General features: G+C 61.9%; 23 protein-coding genes and 1 other RNA gene. 20 read left to right on the forward strand and 4 right to left on the reverse strand.

Annotated elements, in window-relative coordinates:
* The first annotated feature begins 12 nt into the window (after nucleotides 1-12).
* The 6 genes from rpsI (at nucleotide 13) to P3C18_RS05065 (ending at nucleotide 4,454) form a co-directional block, all read left to right on the forward strand.
* Complete coding sequence (gene rpsI / locus P3C18_RS05040) at nucleotides 13-405, forward strand: 30S ribosomal protein S9 (RefSeq protein WP_275960763.1); 393 nt, start codon at nucleotides 13-15, stop codon at nucleotides 403-405.
* A gap of 255 nt (nucleotides 406-660) precedes the next feature.
* Nucleotides 661-1,254 (forward strand): ubiquinol-cytochrome c reductase iron-sulfur subunit, encoded by a 594-nt coding sequence (petA, locus tag P3C18_RS05045; protein ID WP_275960764.1) that lies wholly within the window; start codon nucleotides 661-663, stop codon nucleotides 1,252-1,254.
* Entirely contained in the window at nucleotides 1,254-2,465 is a 1,212-nt protein-coding gene (locus P3C18_RS05050) for a cytochrome bc complex cytochrome b subunit (protein WP_275960765.1), read from the forward strand. Before petA ends, P3C18_RS05050 begins: the two co-directional genes overlap by 1 nt.
* Entirely contained in the window at nucleotides 2,465-3,244 is a 780-nt protein-coding gene (locus P3C18_RS05055; RefSeq protein ID WP_275960766.1) for a cytochrome c1, read from the forward strand. Before P3C18_RS05050 ends, P3C18_RS05055 begins: the two co-directional genes overlap by 1 nt.
* 163 nt (nucleotides 3,245-3,407) lie before the next feature.
* Nucleotides 3,408-4,025: a glutathione S-transferase N-terminal domain-containing protein gene (locus P3C18_RS05060; protein ID WP_275960767.1), complete on the forward strand. Its 618-nt coding sequence runs from the start codon at nucleotides 3,408-3,410 to the stop codon at nucleotides 4,023-4,025.
* Nucleotides 4,026-4,040: 15 nt separating this feature from the next.
* Nucleotides 4,041-4,454, forward strand: coding sequence for a ClpXP protease specificity-enhancing factor (locus tag P3C18_RS05065; protein WP_275960768.1), 414 nt, complete (start codon nucleotides 4,041-4,043; stop codon nucleotides 4,452-4,454).
* 69 nt (nucleotides 4,455-4,523) lie between these two features.
* On the opposite strand, the gene P3C18_RS05070 is transcribed toward P3C18_RS05065, so the two are convergent.
* The 4 genes from P3C18_RS05070 to P3C18_RS05085 are packed head-to-tail and all read right to left on the reverse strand — an operon-like array spanning nucleotide 4,524 to nucleotide 7,860.
* Entirely contained in the window at nucleotides 4,524-5,057 is a 534-nt protein-coding gene (locus tag P3C18_RS05070; RefSeq protein WP_275960769.1) for a BON domain-containing protein, read from the reverse strand.
* The gene (locus P3C18_RS05075; RefSeq protein WP_275960770.1) at nucleotides 5,054-5,647 is read right to left on the reverse strand and encodes a phosphoheptose isomerase; all 594 of its coding nucleotides are present in this window, start codon (nucleotides 5,645-5,647) and stop codon (nucleotides 5,054-5,056) included. The genes P3C18_RS05070 and P3C18_RS05075 overlap by 4 nt, the downstream gene beginning before the upstream one ends.
* Nucleotides 5,648-5,677: 30 nt before the next feature.
* The gene (locus tag P3C18_RS05080) at nucleotides 5,678-6,052 is read right to left on the reverse strand and encodes a YraN family protein (RefSeq protein ID WP_275960771.1); all 375 of its coding nucleotides are present in this window, start codon (nucleotides 6,050-6,052) and stop codon (nucleotides 5,678-5,680) included.
* Nucleotides 6,049-7,860 carry a penicillin-binding protein activator gene (locus P3C18_RS05085; RefSeq protein WP_275961585.1) on the reverse strand — a complete coding sequence of 604 codons (1,812 nt, stop codon included), beginning with the start codon at nucleotides 7,858-7,860 and terminating at the stop codon, nucleotides 6,049-6,051. The genes P3C18_RS05080 and P3C18_RS05085 overlap by 4 nt, the downstream gene beginning before the upstream one ends.
* Nucleotides 7,861-8,028: 168 nt before the next feature.
* Here P3C18_RS05085 and rsmI point away from each other — a divergent pair, with 168 nt between their 5' ends.
* The 14 genes from rsmI to P3C18_RS05155 all read left to right on the forward strand — a co-directional run bounded on the left by rsmI (nucleotide 8,029) and on the right by P3C18_RS05155 (nucleotide 22,971).
* Nucleotides 8,029-8,871: a 16S rRNA (cytidine(1402)-2'-O)-methyltransferase gene (gene rsmI, locus P3C18_RS05090; RefSeq protein ID WP_275960772.1), complete on the forward strand. Its 843-nt coding sequence runs from the start codon at nucleotides 8,029-8,031 to the stop codon at nucleotides 8,869-8,871.
* Nucleotides 8,872-8,912: 41 nt separating this feature from the next.
* Nucleotides 8,913-9,271: RNase P RNA component class A (gene rnpB, locus P3C18_RS05095), an RNA gene on the forward strand.
* Between the two features lie 308 nt (nucleotides 9,272-9,579).
* Complete coding sequence (gene mraZ / locus P3C18_RS05100) at nucleotides 9,580-10,035, forward strand: division/cell wall cluster transcriptional repressor MraZ (RefSeq protein WP_090249128.1); 456 nt, start codon at nucleotides 9,580-9,582, stop codon at nucleotides 10,033-10,035.
* Nucleotides 10,036-10,037: 2 nt separating this feature from the next.
* Nucleotides 10,038-10,979 carry a 16S rRNA (cytosine(1402)-N(4))-methyltransferase RsmH gene (gene rsmH, locus P3C18_RS05105; protein ID WP_275960773.1) on the forward strand — a complete coding sequence of 314 codons (942 nt, stop codon included), beginning with the start codon at nucleotides 10,038-10,040 and terminating at the stop codon, nucleotides 10,977-10,979.
* Entirely contained in the window at nucleotides 10,976-11,269 is a 294-nt protein-coding gene (gene ftsL, locus P3C18_RS05110; protein ID WP_275960774.1) for a cell division protein FtsL, read from the forward strand. Before rsmH ends, ftsL begins: the two co-directional genes overlap by 4 nt.
* On the forward strand, nucleotides 11,266-13,008 hold the full coding sequence (locus P3C18_RS05115) for a penicillin-binding transpeptidase domain-containing protein (RefSeq protein ID WP_275960775.1): 1,743 nt from the start codon (nucleotides 11,266-11,268) through the stop codon (nucleotides 13,006-13,008). Before ftsL ends, P3C18_RS05115 begins: the two co-directional genes overlap by 4 nt.
* Nucleotides 13,008-14,471, forward strand: coding sequence for a UDP-N-acetylmuramoyl-L-alanyl-D-glutamate--2,6-diaminopimelate ligase (locus P3C18_RS05120; protein WP_275960776.1), 1,464 nt, complete (start codon nucleotides 13,008-13,010; stop codon nucleotides 14,469-14,471). Before P3C18_RS05115 ends, P3C18_RS05120 begins: the two co-directional genes overlap by 1 nt.
* The gene (gene murF, locus P3C18_RS05125; RefSeq protein WP_275960777.1) at nucleotides 14,464-15,846 is read left to right on the forward strand and encodes a UDP-N-acetylmuramoyl-tripeptide--D-alanyl-D-alanine ligase; all 1,383 of its coding nucleotides are present in this window, start codon (nucleotides 14,464-14,466) and stop codon (nucleotides 15,844-15,846) included. Before P3C18_RS05120 ends, murF begins: the two co-directional genes overlap by 8 nt.
* Nucleotides 15,846-16,928, forward strand: coding sequence for a phospho-N-acetylmuramoyl-pentapeptide-transferase (mraY, locus tag P3C18_RS05130; RefSeq protein WP_275960778.1), 1,083 nt, complete (start codon nucleotides 15,846-15,848; stop codon nucleotides 16,926-16,928). The genes murF and mraY overlap by 1 nt, the downstream gene beginning before the upstream one ends.
* A 7-nt stretch (nucleotides 16,929-16,935) precedes the next feature.
* Entirely contained in the window at nucleotides 16,936-18,282 is a 1,347-nt protein-coding gene (gene murD / locus P3C18_RS05135; RefSeq protein ID WP_275960779.1) for a UDP-N-acetylmuramoyl-L-alanine--D-glutamate ligase, read from the forward strand.
* The gene (gene ftsW / locus P3C18_RS05140) at nucleotides 18,282-19,508 is read left to right on the forward strand and encodes a putative lipid II flippase FtsW (RefSeq protein WP_275961586.1); all 1,227 of its coding nucleotides are present in this window, start codon (nucleotides 18,282-18,284) and stop codon (nucleotides 19,506-19,508) included. Before murD ends, ftsW begins: the two co-directional genes overlap by 1 nt.
* Nucleotides 19,498-20,568 carry an undecaprenyldiphospho-muramoylpentapeptide beta-N-acetylglucosaminyltransferase gene (gene murG / locus P3C18_RS05145; protein ID WP_275960780.1) on the forward strand — a complete coding sequence of 357 codons (1,071 nt, stop codon included), beginning with the start codon at nucleotides 19,498-19,500 and terminating at the stop codon, nucleotides 20,566-20,568. The genes ftsW and murG overlap by 11 nt, the downstream gene beginning before the upstream one ends.
* A 34-nt stretch (nucleotides 20,569-20,602) precedes the next feature.
* Nucleotides 20,603-22,024, forward strand: a complete 1,422-nt coding sequence (murC, locus tag P3C18_RS05150; RefSeq protein ID WP_275961587.1) for a UDP-N-acetylmuramate--L-alanine ligase — start codon at nucleotides 20,603-20,605, stop codon at nucleotides 22,022-22,024.
* Nucleotides 22,021-22,971, forward strand: coding sequence for a D-alanine--D-alanine ligase (locus P3C18_RS05155; RefSeq protein ID WP_275960781.1), 951 nt, complete (start codon nucleotides 22,021-22,023; stop codon nucleotides 22,969-22,971). Before murC ends, P3C18_RS05155 begins: the two co-directional genes overlap by 4 nt.

The following is a 22,971-nucleotide window of genomic DNA, read 5'->3' on the forward strand; positions in this document are numbered from 1 at the left end:
GAATAGTTCATTATGTCGGCGACTCAAAATTACGGCACTGGCCGTCGCAAGACTGCAACCGCTCGCGTTTTCCTGCGTGCGGGCACTGGCAAAATCTCCATCAACAATCGCACTCTTGATGGTTTCTTCGGTCGCGAAACTGCCCGCATGGTAGTTCGTCAGCCGCTGGAACTGGTTGAGATGACCGAGAAGTTCGATATCTTCGTTACCGTTATTGGTGGCGGCGTAAGTGGTCAGGCTGGCGCAATCCGCCACGGTATCACTCGTGCCCTGATGGACTACGACGAAGCGCTGCGTCCTACTCTGCGTAAAGCTGGCTTCGTGACTCGCGATGCCCGTGAAGTTGAGCGTAAGAAGGTTGGTCTGCGTAAAGCGCGTAAGCGTCCGCAGTACTCCAAGCGTTAATTCGCTACCTGCGTTCCAAAAAACGCCCAGTTTCCTTTCGGAGCTGGGCGTTTTTTATGGGCGATGATTTAGTCTGCGGCATCATGCCGCAGCGGTGAGTGCCGTGATTTGCAAGGCGTTGCGTCCCTTATGACTGGGTAATTACCTTGTCAGTAAAGGGGCTTTTCTTTACCATTCGGCAACTTTTTGTGCGATCTGAAACTTACCGAGTATAGGCCTGCTTAAAAGGCCATAAAGCTGATGGGAGACGACTGAATGAGCAATGACGGCGTGAATGCAGGCCGGCGTCGCTTTCTGGTAGCGGCCACCTCTGTGGTGGGCGCTGCAGGAGCGGTGGGTGCCGCGGTCCCGTTCGTAGGGTCCTGGTTCCCAAGCGCCAAGGCTAAAGCTGCCGGAGCACCTGTAAAGGTGAACGTCAGTAAGATCGAGCCGGGCCAGCAAATGGTTGCCGAGTGGCGGGGGCAGCCGGTGTTTATCGTGCGCCGTACCGAGGAGATCCTCAGCAACCTGGTCAAGCTTGAGCCGCAACTGGCCGACTTTGACTCCAAGGCGTCTGAGCAGCCGAGCTATGTCGATCCGAAAACCCGTTCGATCAAGCCGGAAGTGCTGCTGCTGGTAGGTCTGTGCACCCACCTGGGTTGCGCGCCGTCCTTCCGTCCGGAAGTGGCGCCTGCTGACCTCGGTGCTGATTGGGTTGGTGGCTATTTCTGCCCATGCCACGGTTCGCGCTACGACCTCGCTGGTCGCGTGTACAAGGCTCAGCCTGCGCCCTTGAACCTGCCGGTGCCGCCGCACACGTATGAGTCGGATGATGTGATCATCATCGGTGTGGATCAGGAGAAAGCATGATGAGTAAATTCATGGAATGGGTTGATGCGCGCTTTCCCGCGACCAAGATGTGGGAAGACCATCTGTCCAAGTACTACGCGCCAAAGAACTTCAATTTCTTCTACTTCTTCGGCTCCCTGGCGCTGCTGGTATTGGTCAATCAGATCGTTACCGGTGTTTGGCTGACCATGAGCTACACCCCGTCGGCTGAGCAGGCCTTTGCTTCGGTCGAATACATCATGCGTGATGTGGAGTACGGCTGGATTCTGCGCTACCTGCACTCCACCGGTGCTTCGGCGTTCTTCGTGGTGGTCTACTTGCACATGTTCCGCGGTCTGCTCTACGGCTCCTACCAGAAGCCACGTGAGCTGGTATGGATCTTCGGCATGCTGATCTACCTGATGCTGATGGCCGAAGCCTTTATGGGTTACCTGCTGCCGTGGGGCCAGATGTCCTACTGGGGCGCCCAGGTGATCATCTCGCTGTTCGGTGCCATTCCGGTGATCGGTGCGGACCTGACTCAGTGGATCCGTGGTGACTACCTGATTTCCGGGATTACCCTGAACCGCTTCTTCGCCCTGCACGTTGTGGCCCTGCCGATCGTGATTCTCGGTCTGGTGGTGTTGCACATCCTGGCGCTGCATGAAGTCGGCTCGAACAACCCGGACGGCGTCGACATCAAGAAGAATAAGGATGAGAACGGCATTCCGCTCGACGGCATCGCCTTCCACCCGTACTACACCGTGAAAGATATCGTCGGTGTTGTGGTGTTCCTGTTTATCTTCTGCTTCGTGATCTTCTTCTTCCCGGAAATGGGTGGTTATTTCCTCGAGAAGCCGAACTTCGAAGCGGCTAACCCGTTCAAGACCCCTGAGCACATTGCCCCGGTTTGGTACTTCACCCCGTTCTACGCAATTCTGCGTGCGGTGCCGGACAAGCTGCTCGGTGTAATTGCCATGGGTGCGGCTATTGCAGTGCTGTTCGTGCTGCCGTGGCTGGACCGTAGTCCGGTCAAGTCGATGCGCTACAAGGGCTGGATGAGCAAGGTCTGGCTGCTGATCTTCTGCGTATCTTTCGTGATTCTCGGCGTGTTGGGCGTATTGTCGCCAACCCCAGGCCGTACGCTGCTGTCGCAGGTGTGTACCTTCCTGTACTTCGCGTACTTCATCCTGATGCCGTTCTATACCAAACTCGAGAAGACCAAACCGGTTCCGGAAAGGGTGACTGGCTGATGAAGAAGCTATTTGCTGCACTCGTAATTGCTGCAATGCCGGCGCTGGCTTTGGGCGCTGGCAGTGGCTACCCACTGGATAAAGTGGATATCGATCTGGCTGATAAAGCGGCTCTGCAGGATGGCGCGCGTACGTTCGCCAACTACTGCATGGGTTGCCACTCGGCGCAATATCAGCGCTATGAGCGTGTTGCTGATGACATTGGTGTTCCCCATGAAATCATGCTGGAGAACCTGGTGTTCACCGGTGCGAAGATTGGCGAGCATATGAATATCGGCATGCAGCCAGCTGATGCTAAAGCCTGGTTTGGTGCTGCGCCGCCCGATCTGACTCTGGTTGCCCGTGTGCGTGGTAACGATTGGCTGTACACCTACCTGCGCACCTTCTACGACGATCCAAGTCGTCCGCTAGGTGCCAACAACAAGGTCTTCCCGAACGTCGGCATGCCGAACGTGCTGGTGGGCCTGCAGGGTAAGCAGGTGATTGGTTGCAAGCAGGTGCAAGTGGTTGAGGATGGCAAGAAGCTGTTCGATCCACTGACCGGCACCCCGATCACTCACGAAGCCTGTGACCAGTTGACTGTTGAGCCGAAGACCGGCCAGCTGAGCACTGAAGAGTTCGACGAGAAGATCCAGAACCTGGTGACCTTCCTCGCCTACTCGGCCAACCCGGTCAAGTTGAAAAGTCAGCGCATCGGTACCTACGTTCTGCTGTATCTTGCCTTCTTCTTCGTATTCGCCTATCTGCTCAAGCGCGAGTACTGGAAGGACGTGCATTAATCCGTAGCATCTCCGCTGTTGACCTGCGCGCCCCTTTGGGCGCGCAGGTTTTGTACCCTGCCATCCCTGGCGGCTACCCCTGCGGGGCCGTCGCAAGCGACGTCAAAAATTGCTCCGGCAATTTTTTCTGCTTCACATAACTTTATAAGCGAGGAGGACCGCCATGGGCGTGACCAATCGGTTGGCCTGTTACTCCGACCCCGCCGACCACTATTCCCACCGCGTACGCATTGTGCTCGCCGAGAAGGGTGTCAGCGCCGAGATCATCAGTGTCGAAAAGGGCCGTTACCCGGCCAAGCTGCTGGAGGTTAATCCCTACGCCAGCCTGCCGACCCTGGTGGATCGCGATTTGGCTCTGTATGAGTCGACTGTGGTGATGGAATACCTGGATGAGCGTTACCCGCATCCGCCGTTGTTGCCGGTGTACCCGGTGGCTCGAGCCAATAGCCGTCTGCTGATTCATCGGATTCAGCGCGACTGGTGCGCACAGGTGGACCTGATTCTTGATCCGCGCAGCAAGGAGCCGGCCCGTGCGCTGGCGCGCAAGGAGCTGCGCGAGAGCCTGACGGGTGTGTCGCCGCTGTTTGCCGACAAGGCCTATTTCCTCAGTGAGGAATTGAGCCTGGTGGATTGCTGCCTGCTGCCGATTCTTTGGCGTTTGCCGATTCTGGGGATAGAGTTGCCAAAGCCGGCCAAGCCGTTGCTGGACTACATGGAGCGTCAGTTTGCTCGTGAAGCGTTCCAGGCCAGTCTGTCGCCTGTCGAACGTGATATGCGTTAACCCGAGGAGGTAGTGATGAAGTCGAGTCGTCCTTATCTGGTTCGTGCCCTCTATGAGTGGATCGTGGACAACGACTGCACCCCGCACCTGCTGGTCAATGCCGAATTTGCCGGTGTGCAGGTGCCTGCCGGTTTTGCCAGTGATGGGCAGATCGTGCTGAATGTCTCGCCTACAGCCGTGCGTCATTTGCATATGGATAACGAGGCAGTGAGCTTCGAGGGGCGTTTTGCCGGCGTGCCGCAAAGCCTGTATATCCCCGCAGCTGCCGTGCTGGCGATCTATGCGCGGGAGAATGGCCAGGGCATGGTGTTTGATGCGGAATCGTCGATGCTCGATGCTGAGGAGATCGAAGACCCGGATGAGCAAAGCCCGCCGGATGATGAGCCGCCGCGCCCCAGTGGCAGGCCTAGTCTGAAAGTGGTCAAGTAAAGATAAAAAAGGCGATCCGAAGATCGCCTTTTTTATTGCCGCCGCACAGGCGCTACCTGGATGGGGCTATCAGTTGACGTACTCGAACAGCTTCACCACTTTCTGCACGCCGGAGACGCTTTGCACCAGGTTGGTGGCGTGAGTGGCTTCGGCCTGCGAGACCACGCCGAGCATGTAGACGATGCCGTTCTCGGTGATCACCTTGATGCGCGAACCGGGCACGCTGCTGTCGGCGAGCATCTGGGTCTTGATGCGGCTGGTCAGTAGCGAGTCGTTGCTGCGCACCAGCAGTGAGGTGGGGTTCAGCACCTGCAGTTCGTTATGCACCTTCTTCACGTTGTTGACCTTGCGCGCGGCTTGCTCGGCCATGGTCTTGAGATCGCTGCGTGGGGTCTGGCCGGCCAGTAGTACCACGCCGTTGTAGCTGGTCACCACGATGCGCGAGGTCGGGCTGGTCAGGTCAATATGCGCACGGGCCACGCTGGAGCTGACCTCGGAAGGGATGAACTGGTCGTCGATCTTGTTGCCGACGCTGCGGTTGCCGCAGCCCGCGAGGGCGAGGGTTAGCGCCAGAGCGGCGAGGATCAGTGGTGAACGGGTCATTCTTCACTCCCAAACAGTTGGCTGTCGATCAGGTCGCACAGGCAGTGGATGGCCAGCAGGTGGACTTCCTGGATGCGTGCGGTAACTTTCGAAGGCACGCGGATTTCCACGTCTTCCGGTAGCAGCAGTGAAGCCATGCCGCCGCCATCGCGACCGGTAAGGGCGACCACCGTCATTTCGCGGTCATGGGCAGCCTGGATGGCCTGAATCACGTTGGCCGAGTTGCCGCTGGTGGAAATCGCCAGCAGTACGTCGCCCGGTTGCCCGAGTGCGCGAATTTGCTTGGAGAACACCTCGTTGTAGCTGTAATCGTTGGCAATCGAGGTGATGGTTGAGCTGTCGGTGGTCAGGGCGATGGCTGGCAGGCTTGGGCGCTCGCGCTCGAAGCGGTTGAGCAGCTCGGAGGAGAAATGCTGGGCGTCGCCAGCTGAGCCGCCGTTGCCGCAGGAAAGGATCTTGCCTTCGCTGAGCAGTGCCTGAACCATGGCCAGGCTGCCTTGCTCGATAAAGGGGATGAGCACTTCCATGGCCTGCTGCTTGGTTTCAATGCTGGCTTGGAACAGGTGGCGAATACGGGCTTGCATGTCCATTGGAGATATAACCTTCAGTGTGGCGTCTGTTCAGGTATCAAAGGCGTTTTGAATCCATTCCAGTTGCGCGGGGGCTTGGCTGTCGGCGTTTATGGCAATCACATCAAAACGGCATGGGTACTTGGCCCAGCGTGATTCTTGTTGCAGGAAGTGCTGAGCGGCGCGGCTGAGTTTCTCACGTTTGCGTGCATCCACGCTCTCTGCTGCGCCGCCCCAGGCGCTATGGCGCCGATAGCGAACTTCTACGAATACTACTGTATCGGCGTCGAGCATGACCAGATCGAGCTCGCCGAGGCGGCAGCGCCAGTTCTGTGCCAGCAGGCGCAGGCCGTGCTGCTCGAGATGCTGCCGGGCCAGGGCTTCGGCAGCATCACCGCGTTGTTGCGTGCTGATGCGCTCGCTCAATTGAGGCTGTCGGGCAGCGGCTGCACCTGGCCGTCACGGAACTCGGCCCAGGGCAGTTGCCGCTCGATGCGCTGGCTCGGGTTCAGGCTCAGGTTACCGGACAGGCCTTGCAGGCGAGTCTCGGGCAGCGCCTTGAGCTGGTTCAGGCGTGGTGCCAGCTGGAAGGCATCAGCGCCCATGGCATACAGGCGGCCGAGGCTACCGCCGGCCTGCGGCCACTGCGTGCTGGCCTGCTGGCGCAGCGGGTCGTTGACGTTCAGCAGCCACGGGGTTTCGCAGAACATGATGCCGTTGAGGTCGATGTACTGCGCCTGGTTGTAGGTGCCGGTAAACAGGTGCGAGGTGGCGTACACCGGTACATCGCCGGCGTACTGGAAGGCCAGGGTCGGTTTGATCTGCTGGGCCTGCTGCGGCGTGGCGGCGAGGAAGATGAAGTCGACATCACGGCGGCGCGACGGGGCGGCGGCAACCGAGGTGCCCAGGGTGTTTTGCAGGCGTTTGCTGCGTGCTTCGCTTTCGCGCAGTTGGAACAAATCGGCGATCTGTCGGGCCAGTTCGACCGGCTGATCAACATGCTCGGCGGCGATCAGGGTGCCGCCCTGGGCTTGCCAGCTCTGGCGGAAAGCGGCGAGCACGCGGTCGCCCCATTCGCCGTTGGGCACCAGCGCTACGGCGCGGCGCATGCCGTCGGCCCAGGCGCGGCGGGCGACTTCGCGAGCTTCGTCCTCGGCGGCGAGGCCGAACTGGAACAGTTGCGCCGGGCCTTCCTGAGTGCCTTCGCTGTAGTTCAGTGCGAGGGTGGTGATCGGCAGCTGTTCACGGCTGCTCAGCTGGCTGACCAGGTTCTTTTCCAGCGGGCCGATCACTAGCTGTACGCCGGTGGCCTGGGCCTGGGCGTAGAAGGCGTCCATGGAGCCGATGCGCGAGCTGTCGAACATCTGAATGTTCGGTGGGTTCTGTCCGGCTTGTTGCGCCTGGTAGTGCGCGGCGAGGAAGCCGTCGCGCAGGGCGCGGGCCACGCTGGCCAGTTGGCCATCTTGTGGCAGCAGCAGAGCAATCTCAGTTAGCGGTTGGCTGGAGAGCTTTTTCAGCTCGACCAGCGCCTGCGGCAGTTGTTGCGCTGCAGGGTGCTGCGGATTGGCGGCGACCCAGGCATCAATAGCGGTTTGCTGCTGCTCCAGGGTGCCGGCGCTCTTGGAGGCGCGGGCCAGTTCCAGCCAGCCGTCGAGGTCGGCATCGCCGCTGGCTTGCTGCTCGCTCGCGGGCAGGCTGGAGACCAGGGTCCAGATGGCTTCCTGGTTGTGCGTGGCGCTGGCGCCACTGAGTAGCGGGGCGATGTAGGCGCGTTCGCGGGCTGCGGCCAGGGTTTGCCCGGTGGCTTGCAGAGCGTTGGCGCGGACCAGCTGGCTGCGTACCTGTTGTTCAACTGGCAGCTCGCCGAGGCGCTCCATGCTCGGGTGGCTGAGGGCACGCAGGGCGGCCTTGGGTTTGTTGCGGCTCATGTCCAGTTCGGCGCGCAGGGTGCTGGCGTAAATCTGCTGGGCCGGTTTCAGGCTTTCCAGCTGCACCTGTTCAAGAATGCTGCTGGCGCGAGTCAGGTCTTTCTGCTTATAGGCCAGGTCGGCCGCCGACAGGCGCAGTGCCGCGGCTTGCTCGGCCGGGCTTTCGGCCGCTTGCTGCAGCAGTTGTTCGATGCTGGCTTGCGGCGTGCGCGGCAGCTCGCCCAGGGTCGATGAGGGCTGGCTGGCGCAAGCGGCTAGCAGGCCGGCAAGGCAGAGGATGGAAAGGGCGCGCAGGCGGGCGATCAGGCGGGTGGGCATGTAGGGCGTTCCTGATACTTGATCAAATTGAGCGTCGAATTGTACCCAAGCCCGCCGGGTGACGCGATGTCGAAGGTTGGAAACGGGCTACAATGCGCGCTTTGCTGATTTTGAGAGGCCTGTGCTGTGACCACTTCCGCTGCTGCGAATTCGCCTTTGGGCAGTCTTTATGTGGTTGCTACACCCATTGGCAACCTGGATGACATCAGCGCGCGAGCGCTAACCATCCTGCGCAGCGTGGCTCTGATTGCCGCCGAAGACACCCGCCATTCCGCACGGCTGATGCAGCACTTTGGCATCGGCACGCCGCTGGCAGCATGCCATGAGCACAACGAGCGCGATCAGGGCGGACGCTTTCTTGCGCGGCTGCTGGCGGGTGACGATGTGGCGCTGATCTCCGATGCCGGCACGCCGCTGATTTCCGATCCGGGCTATCACCTTGTGCGCCAAGCGCGTGCTGCCGGTATTGCGGTGGTACCGGTACCGGGCGCCTGTGCACTGATTGCCGCGTTGTCGGCTGCAGGCTTGCCGTCGGATCGCTTTATTTTCGAGGGGTTTCTGCCCGCCAAGGCGGCTGGGCGCCGCGCACGCCTTGAGCAGGTAAAGGAAGAGCCGCGCACGCTGATCTTCTATGAGGCGCCGCACCGCATTCTTGAATGCCTGCAGGATATGCAGGCGGTGTTTGGCGATGAGCGTCCAGCGCTACTGGCGCGTGAGCTGACCAAAACCTTCGAAACACTCAAGGGCATGCCGTTGGCTGAGTTGGCCGCCTGGGTGGCCGCCGACAGCAATCAGCAGCGCGGCGAATGTGTGGTGCTGGTTGCGGGCTGGCAGGCGCCGGAAGGCGAGGAGGCAGTCAGTGCTGAAGCCATGCGCGTGTTGAGTCTGCTGTTGGCGGAAATGCCGCTCAAGCGCGCGGCGGCACTGGCCGCGGAGATCACTGGGGTGCGCAAAAACTTGCTCTATCAGGTGGCCCTGGAGCAGCAGAAAGACGTTTAAACCTTGTTCTATGGGGCGCGGGCCGTTAACCTTGCCCGTGGAGAGTCGATCGGACAGTCGCTGCCGTGTTGCGTTCTGCGTAATGCGGGGGAGGAAAGTCCGGGCTCCATAGGGCGGAGTGCCAGGTAACGCCTGGGAGGCGTGAGCCTACGGAAAGTGCCACAGAAAATAACCGCCTAAGCGCTTCGGTGCCGGTAAGGGTGAAAAGGTGCGGTAAGAGCGCACCGCGCGACTGGTAACAGTTCGTGGCTAGGCAAACCCCACTCGGAGCAAGACCAAATAGGGTTCCATTGGCGTGGCCCGCGCTGGAACCGGGTAGGTTGCTAAAGGCGTGCAGTGATGTACGTCGTAGAGGAATGACTGTCCTCGACAGAACCCGGCTTACAGATCGACTCTCCACCTTCCTCATTTATCCGCTTCACTGTTTCACCTCCTTTCTAAGACCGAAAAAATCTTACTCTTAACAAACTACTTTAACTTCGCAGTTCAACGCGCTGCATAAGCTCATTTTTATATCCATTTCCTCGCGTTATTTCTCCGTTTTGCCCCTCTCAAAGTTCGCTAAATCGCCGTTCTATAAGGATTTTTCCCGCCAAGCGTGCCTTGACGGTGGGGGGCGTGCGTTCCTATAGTGTGCGCGAGTGGTAGGAAGTGGCACAAAGTGGGTTTCTTAGGCATGGATAGCTAATAAAAAGGGGTAGCGCGATCGTGTTTCGCGGAGCAAACGCCATCAGTCTCGACGCCAAAGGGCGACTCGCGATGCCAAGTCGGTATCGGGACGAGCTTGTGTCGCGTTGCGCCGGCCAGCTTATCGTCACGATTGATGCCATCGACCCCTGCCTCTGCGTCTATCCACTGTCCGAGTGGGAGCTGATTGAAGCCAAGCTCCGCGAGCTCGCCTCCTTCCGTGAAGAAAACCGCCGCCTGCAGCGTTTGCTGATCGGCAACGCTGTTGACCTTGAGCTGGATGCCAGTGGTCGTTTCCTGGTGCCGCCGCGTCTGCGCGAGTACGCCAAGCTGGATAAGCGCGCGATGCTGGTCGGCCAACTCAATAAATTCCAACTGTGGGATGAAGATGCCTGGAATGCTGTGGCCGATGCCGATCTGGCCGCGATCAAGCAACCGGGTGCTCTGTCCGACGACCTACGTGACCTGATCCTGTGACCATGACCAGCAATTTCCGCCACATCACCGTGCTACTCGACGAGGCTGTCGAAGGGCTGGCTGTGCGCGCCAATGGTTGCTACCTGGATGGCACCTTCGGGCGCGGCGGGCATAGCCGGCTGATCCTGGAAAAGCTCGGGCCAGACGGTCGCTTGCTGGGGTTTGACAAAGATCCCCTGGCAATTGCGACGGGAAATGCGCTGGCGGCCGAAGACGGCCGCTTTGTCGTTGTGCAGCGCAGCTTTGCCGAGCTGGGCGCCGAGCTGGCGCAGCGTGCGCTGGGCGGTCAGGTCAGCGGCATCCTGCTCGATCTCGGTGTGTCGTCGCCGCAGCTGGACGACGCCGAGCGCGGCTTCAGCTTTATGAATGACGGCCCGCTGGATATGCGCATGAACCCGGATGCCGGCGTCAGCGCCGCCGACTTCATCGCCAGCGCTGGCGAAGAAGAAATTGCCCGGGTGTTCAAGGAGTACGGCGAAGAGCGTTTCGCCAAGCGCATGGCTCGCGCCGTGGTGTTGCGCCGCGCCGAGCAACCGTTTACCCGCACCGCCGATCTGGCTCAGGTGCTGACCGTGGCCAATCCGGCCTGGGAAAAAGGCAAGAATCCTGCAACGCGCGCCTTCCAGGGCCTGCGCATCTATATCAACAACGAACTGGGTGATCTGGAGAGCGGCCTCGACGCGGCCCTGGAAAACCTCGAAGTGGGCGGTCGCCTGGTGGTGATCAGCTTCCACTCGCTGGAAGACCGCATCGTCAAACTCTTTATGCGCAAGCATGCCAAGGGTGAGATGGACAAGCTGCCGCGCGATCTGCCGATCATCCCGAAAGCCTTCGAGCCGCGCTTGAAGCTGATCGGCAAACCGGTATTCGCCTCCGAGGCTGAGCTTGCCGCCAATCCACGTTCGCGCAGTGCGGTGATGCGCATTGCAGAGAAAGTGCGATGAGCGCGTTATTCGCCAAGCCATTGCCCGGTGGCAGTCTGCTGATGCTGCTGTTGTTTGTGGCTGTGCTGGTGTCTGCGGTGGGGGTTTCCTACAGCGCGCACTGGAACCGTCAGCTGCTTAACGACCTGTATGCCGAACTCAGTGTGCGCGACAAGGCGCAGGCCGAGTGGGGTCGGCTGATTCTCGAGCAAAGCACCTGGACCGCGCATAACCGCATCGAAACCCTGGCCACTGAGCGCCTGAACATGCGTATCCCGGATGCCGCCGAAGTGCGCATGGTGGCGCCATGATCGGTCTTGAAGGCGCACTCTACCCCTGGCGCTTCCGTCTGGTGCTGCTGCTGCTGGCACTGATGGTGGGTGCGATTGCCTGGCGTATTGTCGACCTGCAGGTGTTTGACCAAAGCTTCCTGCAGGCTCATGGCGACGCACGCAGCGTGCGGCATATCCCGATTCCAGCGCATCGCGGGCTGATCACCGACCGTAATGGTGAGCCCCTGGCTGTCAGCACTCCGGTGACCACCCTGTGGGCCAATGGCAAGGAGCTGCAAAGCGGCAAGGCCAAGTGGAATGAACTCGCGGCTGCCCTGGGTCAGGACGCCAAGACCTTCTCTGCGCGCCTGGCTGCGGCGCATGAGCGCGAGTTTATGTACCTGGTGCGCGGGCTGACGCCTGAGCAGGGCCAGCGCATTCTCGACCTGAAAGTGCCGGGCGTGTACGGCATCGAAGAATTCCGCCGCTTCTATCCAGCGGGTGAGGTGGCCGCCCATGTGGTGGGCTTTACCGACATTGATGACCGCGGCCGCGAAGGCATGGAACTGGCCTTCGAGGATTGGCTGGCCGGCGTGCCCGGCAAGCGTCAGGTGCTCAAGGACCGGCGCGGACGACTGATCAAGGACGTCCAGGTTGCACAGAATGCCAAGGCCGGTAAGGCCTTGGCATTGTCGATTGACCTGCGCCTGCAATACCTGGCGCACCGTGAGCTGCGCAACGCTGTCACCGAGTTCGGCGCCAAGGCCGGCAGTCTGGTGCTGCTCGATGTGCAGACCGGCGAAGTGCTGGCCATGGTCAACCAGCCGACCTACAACCCGAACAACCGCCGCAATCTGCAGCCGGCGGCCATGCGCAACCGCGCGATGATCGATGTGTTCGAGCCTGGCTCGACCGTCAAGCCGTTCTCCATCGCTGCCGCCCTGGGCTCCGGCCGCTGGACCCCGGCAATGACCGTGGACACTGCGCCGGGCAGCTTGAAAATCGGTCGTTACACCATTCGTGACGTGTCCCGTGGCGGGGTGCTCAACCTGACCCAGATTCTGATGAAGTCGAGCAACGTCGGCATCAGCAAGGTGGCCTTCGATATCGGTGCCGAGCCGATTTACGCCGTGATGCAGCAAGTCGGCCTGGGTCAGGACACCGGCCTGAGCTTCCCCGGCGAGCGCGTCGGCAATTTGCCCAACTACCGCGTCTGGAAACAGGCCGAGACTGCCACTTTGGCTTATGGCTATGGCCTTTCGGTGACCGCGGTGCAGTTGGCGCATGCCTACTCGGTGTTGGCCAACCACGGCGGGAACGTGCCGTTGTCGATGGTGCGTTTGGATCGCCAGCCGGTCTCCACCCAGGTTATTGATGAGCAGATCGCCAAAACCGTACTGGGCATGCTCCAGTCGGTGGTTGAAGAGCCAGGCGGCGGCGGTGCGCGGGCCAAGGTGCCGGGTTACCACGTCGGCGGCAAAAGCGGCACCGCACGTAAAGCCGCCACTGGCGGCAGCAAGGGCTATGTCGACAAGGCCTATCGCTCGTTCTTCGCCGGTGTCGCGCCTATCGATAACCCACGTATTGCCGCGGTCATCATGATTGATGAGCCGGGCGAGGGCGGTTACTACGGCGGCCTGGTCGCCGCGCCGGTGTTTGGCAAGGTCATGGCCGGCGCGCTGCGGTTGATGAACGTCGCCCCGGATAACCTGCCGCCAGCCGAGCCAGTCAAGGTTGAGACCGCAGCCGTTGATCCCCTTAAAGGAGGGCGCATCTAATGCCTATGCCCCTTAATCAGTTGCTGCCGGAAGCCGCCAGCTCCACCCTGATTCGTGAATTGACCCTGGACAGCCGCAAGGTGCGCCCGGGCGACCTGTTTCTCGCCGTGCCAGGCACCCAGCAGGACGGCCGCGTGCATATCGCCGATGCGGTTGCCCGTGGCGCCGCCGCCGTGGCCTATGAGGCCGAAGGCGCTGCGGTGATGACTGCGCACAGTGCCGAGCTGGTTGCGCTCAAGGGCCTGGCTAATCAGCTGTCGGCGATTGCCGGGCGCTTCTATGGCGAGCCGAGCCGTGGCCTGCACCTGGTCGGTATCACTGGCACCAACGGTAAAACCAGCGTCAGCCAGTTGCTGGCTCAGGCGCTGGACCTGCTGGGCGAGCGCTGCGGTATCGTCGGCACCCTGGGTAATGGCTTTTACGGTGCGCTGGAGCAAGGCCGCCACACCACGCCTGATCCCATCGGCGTGCAGGCGACCCTGGCCGATATGAAAAACGCCGGTGCTCGCGCCGTGGCCATGGAAGTCTCGTCCCACGGTCTGCATCAGGGCCGCGTGGCGGCTCTGGCGTTTGATGTGGCAGTGCTGACCAATCTGTCCCGTGATCATCTGGATTACCACGGTTCGATGCAGGCTTACGCCGAGGCGAAAGCCGCGCTGTTCGCCTGGTCGGGCCTGCGTTGCCGCGTGCTCAACCTGGACGACGCCTTTGGTCGTGAACTGGCCGCTGCCGAGCACGAGTCGCGGTTGATCAGCTACAGCCTGATCGATTCCGACGCCTACCTGTATTGCCGCGACGCACAGTTCGACGAGCAGGGCGTGCGCGCGACCTTGGTCACTCCGCGTGGTGAAGGCAGCCTGCGCAGCTCGCTGCTCGGCCGCTTCAACCTGAGCAACCTGCTGGCGGTGGTCGGCGCGCTGCTCGGCCTGGATTACCCGCTGGATGAAATTCTCAAGGTGCTGCCACAGCTGCAGGGCCCTATTGGTCGTATGCAGCGGTTGGGTGGCGGCAAGCAGCCGTTGGTGGTGGTGGATTACGCACATACGCCGGATGCCCTGGAAAAAGTTCTCGAAGCCCTGCGCCCGCATGTCAAAGGCCGCCTGCTGTGCCTGTTCGGCTGTGGTGGCGACCGTGACAACGGCAAGCGTCCGCTGATGGCTGCGGTGGTTGAGCGTCTGGCCGATGCGGTGCTGGTCACCGATGACAACCCGCGCACAGAGGCGCCTGCGCAGATTTTTGCCGACATTCGTGCCGGTTTCGCCACGCCTGAGGCTGTGCAGTTTGTGCATGGCCGCGGCCTGGCGATTGCTCAGCTGATTGCCGCTGCCAGTGCCGATGATGTGCTGGTACTGGCCGGCAAGGGCCATGAGGACTATCAGGAAATCAACGGCGTGCGTCAGCCGTTCTCCGATCTGCTTGAAGCGACAAAAGCGTTGGCCGCATGGGAGGTGGCGCATGCTTAAGGCGCTGCGGTTGAGCGAAGTGGCTGGCCCATTGAGTGCCAAGGTGATTGGTGCCGATGTGGCATTCAGTGCAGTCAGCAGCGACAGTCGGGCGATTCAGCCAGGCCAGCTGTTCGTCGCCCTGGCCGGCCCGCGTTTCGATGGTCATGACTACCTGGCTGACGTCGCCAGCAAAGGTGCTTTGGCGGCGCTGGTCGAGCGTGAAGTCGTCGGTGCAGCGCTGCCGCAACTGCTGGTTGCCGATACCCGTTTGGCCCTGGGTCAGTTGGGCGCGCTTAACCGCCAGGCCTTCACCGCGCCTGTGGTGGCGATTACCGGCTCCAGCGGCAAGACCACGGTCAAGGAAATGCTCGCCAGCATCCTGCGTGAAGGTCTGCGAGGTCCTGTGCTGGCCACCCGTGGCAACCTGAATAACGATCTCGGCGCACCGCTGACTTTGCTGGAGCTGGCTCCTGAGCATGTTGCCGGGGTGATCGAGTTGGGTGCCAACCATGTCGGCGAGATTGCCTACACCGTCAACCTGACCCGACCGCAGGTAGCCATTATCAACAATGCCGGTAACGCCCATGTCGGCGAGTTCGGCGGCCCGGACAAGATTGTCCAGGCCAAGGGCGAAATCCTCGAAGGTTTAAGCGACAGCGGCGTGGCCGTGCTCAACCTTGACGACAGCGCATTCGCCATCTGGCAGCAACGTGCCCGGGGCCGTGCGGTCAGCAGCTTCGCCCTGCGTAATTCTGCCGCTGACGTTTATGCCAGCGAGCTGGCGCGCGACGCCCGTGGCTGCTCGGCTTTCACCCTGCATTGCGCCAGTGGTCAGGCCCGTATTCAGCTCAACCTGCTCGGCGAGCACAACGTCGCTAATGCCCTGGCCGCTTCCGCTGCTGCCCAGGCGCTGGGTCTGGCCCCGGCGGCGATCAAGGCTGGGCTGGAAAGCCTGCAACCGGTCAAAGGCCGCGCCGTAGCACAGATTGCGCCAAACGGTCTGCGAGTGATCGACGACAGCTACAACGCCAACCCGGCATCTGTTTGCGCCTCCATCGATATCCTCACCGGCTTCCCGGGCCGCCGCGTGCTGGTGCTGGGCGATATCGGCGAGCTGGGCGAATGGGCCGAGCAGGGCCATCGCCAGGTCGGCAGTTATGCCGCAGGCAAAGTTGATGCGCTGTACGCCGTGGGCCCGCTGACAGCTCACGCAGTGGCCGAGTTTGGTGCGGCAGCTCGGCATTTTGCCGACCAAGCCAGCCTGATTGCTGCGCTGCTTCTAGAACAAGGCAGCGAGCAGGGCGACACCACCCTTCTAATTAAAGGTTCACGCAGCGCGGCGATGGAAAAAGTCGTCGCGGCGCTGTGTGGCACATCCGGGGAGATTCACTAATGCTGCTGCTGCTGGCGGAATACCTGCAACAGTTCCACAAGGGTTTCGCAGTGTTTCAGTACCTGACACTGCGCGGCATCCTCGGCGTGCTCACCGCCCTGGCGTTGTCGCTGTGGCTCGGCCCGTGGATGATCCGCACCCTGCAGATCCGCCAGATCGGCCAGTCGGTGCGTAACGACGGCCCGCAGTCGCACCTGTCGAAGAAGGGCACGCCGACCATGGGTGGCGCGCTGATTCTCTCGGCCATCGCCGTCAGCACGCTGCTCTGGGCTGACCTGTCCAACCGCTATGTATGGACCGTGCTGGCCGTAACCCTGCTGTTCGGTGCCATTGGCTGGGTCGATGACTACCGCAAAGTGATCGAGAAGAACTCCAAGGGCCTGCCGAGCCGCTGGAAATACTTCTGGCAGTCGGTGTTTGGCCTGGGTGCTGCGCTCTTCCTTTATATGACTGCGCAAAGCCCGGTGGAAACCACCCTGATTCTGCCACTGCTCAAGGACTTCAGCCTGGAGCTGGGCCTGGGCTTCGTGGTGCTGACCTACTTCGTCATCGTCGGCTCGAGCAACGCGGTCAACCTCACCGACGGCCTCGACGGCCTGGCGATTCTGCCCACCGTCATGGTTGGCGGCGCGCTGGGGATCTTCTGCTACCTGTCGGGTAACGTGAATTTCGCCGAATACCTGTTTATCCCCTACGTGCCGGGTGCGGGCGAGTTGATCGTATTCTGCGCCGCCCTGGTCGGCGCGGGTTTGGGCTTCCTCTGGTTCAACACCTACCCGGCGCAAGTGTTTATGGGCGACGTCGGCGCGCTGGCGCTGGGCGCGGCCCTGGGCACCATCGCCGTGATCGTCCGTCAGGAAGTGGTGCTGTTCATCATGGGCGGCATCTTCGTGGTGGAAACCCTGTCGGTGATCATCCAGGTCGCCAGCTTCAAGCTGACCGGCAAGCGCGTGTTCCGCATGGCGCCGATCCATCACCACTTTGAACTGAAAGGCTGGCCCGAGCCGCGCGTGATCGTGCGCTTCTGGATCATCACCGTGATTCTGGTGCTGATCGGCCTTGCCACTTTGAAACTGCGTTGAGGAAAGTATGAGCCTGATCGCTTCTGACCACTTCCGCATCGTTGTCGGCCTCGGCAAGAGCGGTATGTCCCTGGTGCGCTTCCTTGCGCGTCAGGGCCTGCCGTTTGCCGTGGTCGACACCCGTGCCAACCCGCCGGAGCTCGCCACCTTGCGTGAGCAGTTCCCGCAGGTGGAAGTGCGTTGTGGCGAACTGGATGTGGAATTCCTCTGCCGCGCCAGCGAGCTGCTGGTCAGCCCAGGTCTGGCTATCGCCACGCCAGCGCTGCAGGCGGCCGCTGCGCGCGGGGTCAAGTTGTCGGGTGATATCGATCTGTTCGCCCGTTATGCCAAGGCGCCGATCATTGCCATCACCGGCTCCAACGCCAAAAGCACCGTGACTACCCTGGTTGGTGAGATGGCCGCAGCGGCGGGCAAGAAGGTCGCCGTCGGCGGCAACCTCGGTACGCCGGCGCTGGATCTGCTGAATGATGAGATCGAGCTGTACGTCATGGAGCTGTCGAGTTTCCAGCTGGAAACCACCGACCAGCTCAATGCCGAAGTGGCGACCTGCCTGAACATCAGCGAAGACCATATGGATCGCTACGCCGATCTGCCGGCCTACCACCTGGCCAAGCACCGCATCTTCCGTGGCGCGCGGCAGGTGGTGGTGAACCGCGACGACGCGCTGTCGCGTCCGCTGGTGGCCGATCAATTGCCGTGCTGGTACTTCGGCCTGGGCAAACCGGACTTCAAGCGCTTCGGTCTGCTCGAAGAAGATGGCGAGAAGTTCCTGGCCTACCAGTTCGCTGCGCTGCTGCCAGTGCGTGAGCTGAAGATTCGTGGTGCGCACAACCAGTCCAACGCCCTGGCGGCTTTGGCCCTGGGGCATGCCGTGGGTCTGCCGTTCGAGCCGATGCTCGAAACGCTGAAGCGCTTTGCTGGCCTGCCGCATCGCTGCCAGTGGGTGGGTGAGCGCAACGCAGTGAGCTACTACGACGATTCCAAGGCCACCAACGTCGGTGCCGCGCTGGCGGCCATTGAAGGCCTGGGCGCGGATATCAGCGGCAAGCTGGTGCTGATCGCCGGTGGCGACGGCAAGGGCGCGGATTTCTCGGCATTGAAGAATCCTGTTGGCACGTTCTGCCGCGCCGTGGTGCTGCTCGGCCGTGATGCCGAGTTGTTGGCTGATGCCCTGGGCGACGCCGCACCACTGATTCGGGTCAAGACCCTGGACGAGGCTGTACAACGCGCTGCCGAGTTGGCCGAGCCAGGCGATGCCGTACTGCTGTCGCCGGCCTGCGCCAGCCTGGATATGTTCAAGAATTTCGAAGAGCGCGGGCGTCTGTTCGCCCAGGCCGTGGAGGGTTTGCAATGATGCTTGCCCGCCTGCTCGCCTTGCCTTCGCCGCTGCATACCCGTCGTGGTATCGATCTGGACTTCCCGCTGCTGGCCGGTTGCCTGGCGCTGCTCGGCCTGGGCTTGGTTATGATTGCTTCGGCTTCCTCGGAAGTGGCGGCGGTGCAGTCGGGTAACCCGCTGTATCACATGATTCGTCACCTGATTTATCTGACCATCGGCCTCGGCGCTGCGCTGGCGACCCTGCTGGTGCCGATGGCGCTGTGGCAGCGTTACAGCGGCATGCTGCTGCTGGCGGCGGTGGTGCTGCTGATTCTGGTACTGCTGCCGGGCATTGGTCGTGAGGTCAACGGGGCCAAGCGCTGGATCGGCCTGGGCATCTTCAACCTGCAGCCGTCCGAGCTGGCCAAGCTGTTTAGCGTGATGTTTATCGCTGCCTACCTGGTGCGTCGCCAGGAAGAAGTGCGCGAGAAGCTCACCGGCTTTATCAAACCGATGCTGGTGCTAGGGCCGATTGCCGCGCTGCTGCTGGCCGAGCCGGACTTCGGCGCCACCGTGGTGCTGGTCGGTGCGGCCATCGCCATGCTGTTCCTCGGCGGGGTCAACCTGCTGCGCTTTATTCCGCTGGCGGCCTGCGTACTCGGCCTTGGCGTGGTGGTGATGACCAGTCAGGCCTATCGCTTGGAACGTCTGACCAACTTCGTCGACCCCTGGGCGGATCAGTACGGCGCCGGTTACCAGCTGAGCCAGGCGCTGATCGCCTTCGGTCGTGGTGAATGGTTCGGCGTCGGTCTGGGCAACAGCGTGCAGAAACAGTTCTACCTGCCGGAAGCACATACCGACTTCGTGTTTGCCGTGTTGGCCGAAGAGCTGGGCATGGTCGGCGCGCTGATTACCGTCGCTCTGTTTGTCTTCGTCAGTGTGCGCGCCCTGTATATCGGCCTGTGGGCGGAGAAGGCCAAGCAGTTCTTCTCGGCCTATGTGGCTTACGGCCTGGCGTTTCTGTGGATCGGTCAGGTGCTGATCAATATCGGCGTAAATGTCGGCCTGCTGCCGACCAAGGGCCTGACCCTGCCGTTCCTCAGCTACGGCGGCAGCTCGCTGGTGATCTGCTGCGTCAGCCTGGCGCTGTTGCTGCGCATCGAGTGGGAGCGTCGCACCCAGTTGGGCAACGAGGATGTCGACTTCAAGGAATCGGATTTCTTCGAAGGCCAGCCCGCCGAGGAGGTTCAGCATGCGCGGTAATGTGCTGATCATGGCCGGCGGCACCGGCGGGCATGTATTCCCGGCGCTGGCCTGCGCCCGCGAGTTCAAGGCGCGTGGCTACAGCGTGCATTGGCTGGGTACGCCGCGTGGTATCGAGAATGAACTGGTGCCGGCAGCTGGCCTGCCGCTGCACCTGATCGATGTCACTGGCCTGCGTGGCAAGGGCAAGCTGTCGCTGCTGAAAGCGCCGTTCCAGTTGATCAAGGCGCTGTTCCAGGCGCGCAAGGTAATGCGCGAGCTGCAACCGGTGTGCGTCCTGGGCATGGGCGGTTATGTCACCGGTCCCGGCGGCCTGGCTGCGCGCATGAGCGGCGCGCCGCTGATCATCCACGAGCAGAACGCCGTGGCCGGCACCGCCAACCGCAGCCTGGTGCCATTCGCCAGCCGCGTCTGCGAAGCCTTCCCGAATACCTTCGGTAATAGCGACAAGTGTCGCACCACTGGCAATCCGGTGCGTGAAGAGCTGTTCCTGGAAACCCCGCGTGATTCGCTGCGCAACCGCCAGCCGCGTTTGCTGGTGCTGGGCGGCAGCCTGGGCGCCGAACCGCTGAATAAATTGCTGCCCGAAGCCCTGGCGCTGGTGGCGGCTGAGCTGCGGCCTGAAGTGTTCCATCAGGCCGGCAAGCAACATGATGCAATTACTGCTGAACGCTATCGCGCCGTTGGCGTCGAAGCGCAGGTCGCGCCGTTTATCAAGGACATGGCGCGGGCCTACGCCTGGGCCGATCTGGTGGTGTGCCGGTCCGGCGCGCTGACTGTCAGCGAGCTGGCCGCCGCAGGCCTGCCGGCGTTCCTGCTGCCGCTGCCGCACGCGATCGATGATCACCAGACCCGCAATGCCGATTATCTGGCCAGTGCCGGCGCTGCCGTACTGCTGCCACAACGTTCCACTGACGCCGCCAAGCTGGCCGCGCAGCTGACCGAGGTTTTGATGCACCCCGAACAACTCACTCAAATGGCGCAGACGGCTCGTCGTCTGGCCAAGCCCGATGCAACCTGCACCGTTGTCGATATCTGCCTGGAGGTGGCCCGTGGCTAAGTCTCCCGCCGCTGCACGTTCGGAAATCCGCCGTATGCGCCGCATTCGCCGTATCCACTTTGTCGGCATCGGTGGTGCCGGCATGTGCGGTATCGCCGAAGTGCTGCTCAACCTGGGTTATGAAGTCTCTGGCTCCGACCTCAAGGCTTCGGCCGTGACTGAGCGTCTGGAAACTTTCGGTGCGCAGATCTTTATTGGCCACCGCGCCGAGAATGCCGAACAGGCCGACGTGCTGGTGGTGTCCAGCGCGGTGAATACCAGCAATCCGGAAGTCGCCACCGCCCTGGAACGTCGCATCCCCGTGGTGCCGCGCGCCGAGATGCTCGCCGAGCTGATGCGCTACCGCCACGGTATTGCCGTTGCCGGCACCCATGGCAAGACCACCACCACCAGCCTGCTGGCCTCGGTGTTCGCCGCTGGCGGCCTGGACCCGACGTTCGTCATCGGTGGCCGGCTGAATGCCGCCGGCACCAACGCGCAGCTGGGCAGCAGCCGTTACCTGATCGCCGAAGCCGATGAGAGTGACGCCAGCTTCCTGCACCTGCAGCCGATGGTCTCGGTGGTCACCAATATCGACATGGACCACATGAGCACCTATGGCGGTGACTTCAACAAGTTGAAGAAAACCTTCATCGAGTTCCTGCACAACCTGCCGTTCTACGGTCTGGCGGTGATGTGCGTGGATGACCCGATCGTGCGCGAAATTCTGCCGCAGGTGGCCCGCCCAACCGTGACTTACGGCTTTGATGACGGTGCCGATGTGCGTGCGATCAACGTGCGTCAGCAGGGCATGCAGACCTTCTTCACTGTGCTGCGCCGCGACCGCGAACCGCTGGATGTATCGGTGAACATGCCGGGCAACCACAACGTACTGAACGCCCTGGCCACCATCGCGATTGCTAGCGACGAAGGCATCAGCGATGAAGCCATCGTCCAGGGCCTGTCGCAGTTCCAGGGTGTTGGCCGGCGCTTCCAGGTCTACGGCGAACTGCCGGTGGATGGCGGCAGCGTGATGCTGGTCGACGATTACGGCCACCACCCGCGCGAAGTCGCGGCGGTGATCAAGGCCGTGCGCGGTGGTTGGCCGGAGCGCCGCCTGGTGATGGTTTACCAGCCGCACCGTTTCAGCCGCACCCGCGACCTGTATGACGATTTCGTTCAGGTTCTCGGTGATGCCCAGGTGTTGTTGCTGATGGAAGTCTACCCGGCCGGTGAAGCGCCGATTCCAGGGGCTGACAGCCGCAACCTGTGCCACAGCATCCGTCAGCGTGGCCAGCTCGACCCGATCTATATCGAGCGCGGCGTGGACCTCGCGCCCATCGTCAAGCCGCTGCTGCGCGCTGGCGACATTCTTCTCTGCCAAGGCGCCGGCGACATCGGCGGCCTGGCCCCGCAACTGTTGCAAAGCCCTTTGTTCGCCACAGTCGGCGGCGAGTCATCAGAGGAGTCGAAATGAGTGCTGCCAGTCTGCAATCACAATTTCCGGTCAGCGCCTTTGGGCGCGTGGCCGTGCTGTTCGGTGGCAAGAGCGCCGAGCGTGAAGTCTCGCTGAAGTCCGGTAATGCCGTGCTGCAGGCGTTGCTGGCTGCGGGCGTGGATGCGTTCGGCATCGACGCAGGCGATGACCTGCTGCAGCGCCTGACCGCCGAGAAAATCGACCGTGCCTTTATCGTGCTGCACGGCCGTGGTGGCGAAGACGGTTCGATGCAGGGCCTGCTCGAGTGCGCTGGGATTCCTTACACCGGCAGCGGCATTCTGGCCTCGGCCCTGGCCATGGACAAACTGCGTACCAAGCGTGTGTGGCTGAGCCTTGACTTGCCGACGCCGGCCCACGCGGCGCTGGCCTGCGAAGCCGATTGCCATGCGGCTGCTGCCGAGCTGGGCTTCCCGCTGTTCGTCAAGCCGGCCCATGAGGGTTCGAGCATTGGCATGGCCAAGGTCAATGATGTCGATGCGTTGATCGCTGCCTGGAAGGGTGCCAGTCGCTACGACTCGCAGGTGCTGGTCGAGCAGATGATCGCCGGCCCGGAATTCACCATCGCCATGCTGCGCGGTCAGGTGCTGCCGCCGATTGCGTTGGGCACGCCGCACAGCTTCTACGACTACGACGCCAAGTACCTGGCCAATGACACCCAGTACCGCATCCCGTGCGGCCTCTCGGCGGAGAAGGAAGCCGAGCTGAAAGACCTCACTGCCCGCGCCTGCGAAGCAGTCGGCACCCAGGGCTGGGCCCGCGCCGACGTGATGCAGGATGCCGACGGCAAGTTCTGGTTGCTGGAAGTCAACACCGTGCCGGGCATGACCGACCACAGCCTGGTGCCGATGGCAGCCCGTGCTGCGGGTCTGGATTTTCAACAACTGGTGTTGGCGATTCTGGCCGACAGCCTTGAGGCTCGGGGTTAA

It is taken from the genome of Pseudomonas sp. 1928-m, assembly GCF_029269135.1.
Lineage (GTDB): Bacteria > Pseudomonadota > Gammaproteobacteria > Pseudomonadales > Pseudomonadaceae > Aquipseudomonas.

Bases quoted from the DNA above. Each gene is read 5' to 3' on its own strand.
- ftsL (WP_275960774.1), top strand. From the start codon at position 10,976: ATGAGCGCGTTATTCGCCAAGCCATTGCCCGGTGGCAGTCTGCTGATG.
- petA (WP_275960764.1), top strand. From the start codon at position 661: ATGAGCAATGACGGCGTGAATGCAGGCCGGCGTCGCTTTCTGGTAGCG.
- murC (WP_275961587.1), top strand. From the start codon at position 20,603: ATGCGCCGCATTCGCCGTATCCACTTTGTCGGCATCGGTGGTGCCGGC.
- ftsW (WP_275961586.1), top strand. From the start codon at position 18,282: ATGCTTGCCCGCCTGCTCGCCTTGCCTTCGCCGCTGCATACCCGTCGT.
- P3C18_RS05075 (WP_275960770.1), bottom strand. From the start codon at position 5,647: ATGGACATGCAAGCCCGTATTCGCCACCTGTTCCAAGCCAGCATTGAA.
- P3C18_RS05055 (WP_275960766.1), top strand. From the start codon at position 2,465: ATGAAGAAGCTATTTGCTGCACTCGTAATTGCTGCAATGCCGGCGCTG.
- P3C18_RS05070 (WP_275960769.1), bottom strand. From the start codon at position 5,057: ATGACCCGTTCACCACTGATCCTCGCCGCTCTGGCGCTAACCCTCGCC.
- P3C18_RS05065 (WP_275960768.1), top strand. From the start codon at position 4,041: ATGAAGTCGAGTCGTCCTTATCTGGTTCGTGCCCTCTATGAGTGGATC.
- mraY (WP_275960778.1), top strand. From the start codon at position 15,846: ATGCTGCTGCTGCTGGCGGAATACCTGCAACAGTTCCACAAGGGTTTC.
- P3C18_RS05050 (WP_275960765.1), top strand. From the start codon at position 1,254: ATGAGTAAATTCATGGAATGGGTTGATGCGCGCTTTCCCGCGACCAAG.
- P3C18_RS05155 (WP_275960781.1), top strand. From the start codon at position 22,021: ATGAGTGCTGCCAGTCTGCAATCACAATTTCCGGTCAGCGCCTTTGGG.
- rpsI (WP_275960763.1), top strand. From the start codon at position 13: ATGTCGGCGACTCAAAATTACGGCACTGGCCGTCGCAAGACTGCAACC.
- murF (WP_275960777.1), top strand. From the start codon at position 14,464: ATGCTTAAGGCGCTGCGGTTGAGCGAAGTGGCTGGCCCATTGAGTGCC.
- rsmH (WP_275960773.1), top strand. From the start codon at position 10,038: ATGACCAGCAATTTCCGCCACATCACCGTGCTACTCGACGAGGCTGTC.
- P3C18_RS05115 (WP_275960775.1), top strand. From the start codon at position 11,266: ATGATCGGTCTTGAAGGCGCACTCTACCCCTGGCGCTTCCGTCTGGTG.
- murG (WP_275960780.1), top strand. From the start codon at position 19,498: ATGCGCGGTAATGTGCTGATCATGGCCGGCGGCACCGGCGGGCATGTA.
- P3C18_RS05120 (WP_275960776.1), top strand. From the start codon at position 13,008: ATGCCTATGCCCCTTAATCAGTTGCTGCCGGAAGCCGCCAGCTCCACC.
- P3C18_RS05060 (WP_275960767.1), top strand. From the start codon at position 3,408: ATGGGCGTGACCAATCGGTTGGCCTGTTACTCCGACCCCGCCGACCAC.
- murD (WP_275960779.1), top strand. From the start codon at position 16,936: ATGAGCCTGATCGCTTCTGACCACTTCCGCATCGTTGTCGGCCTCGGC.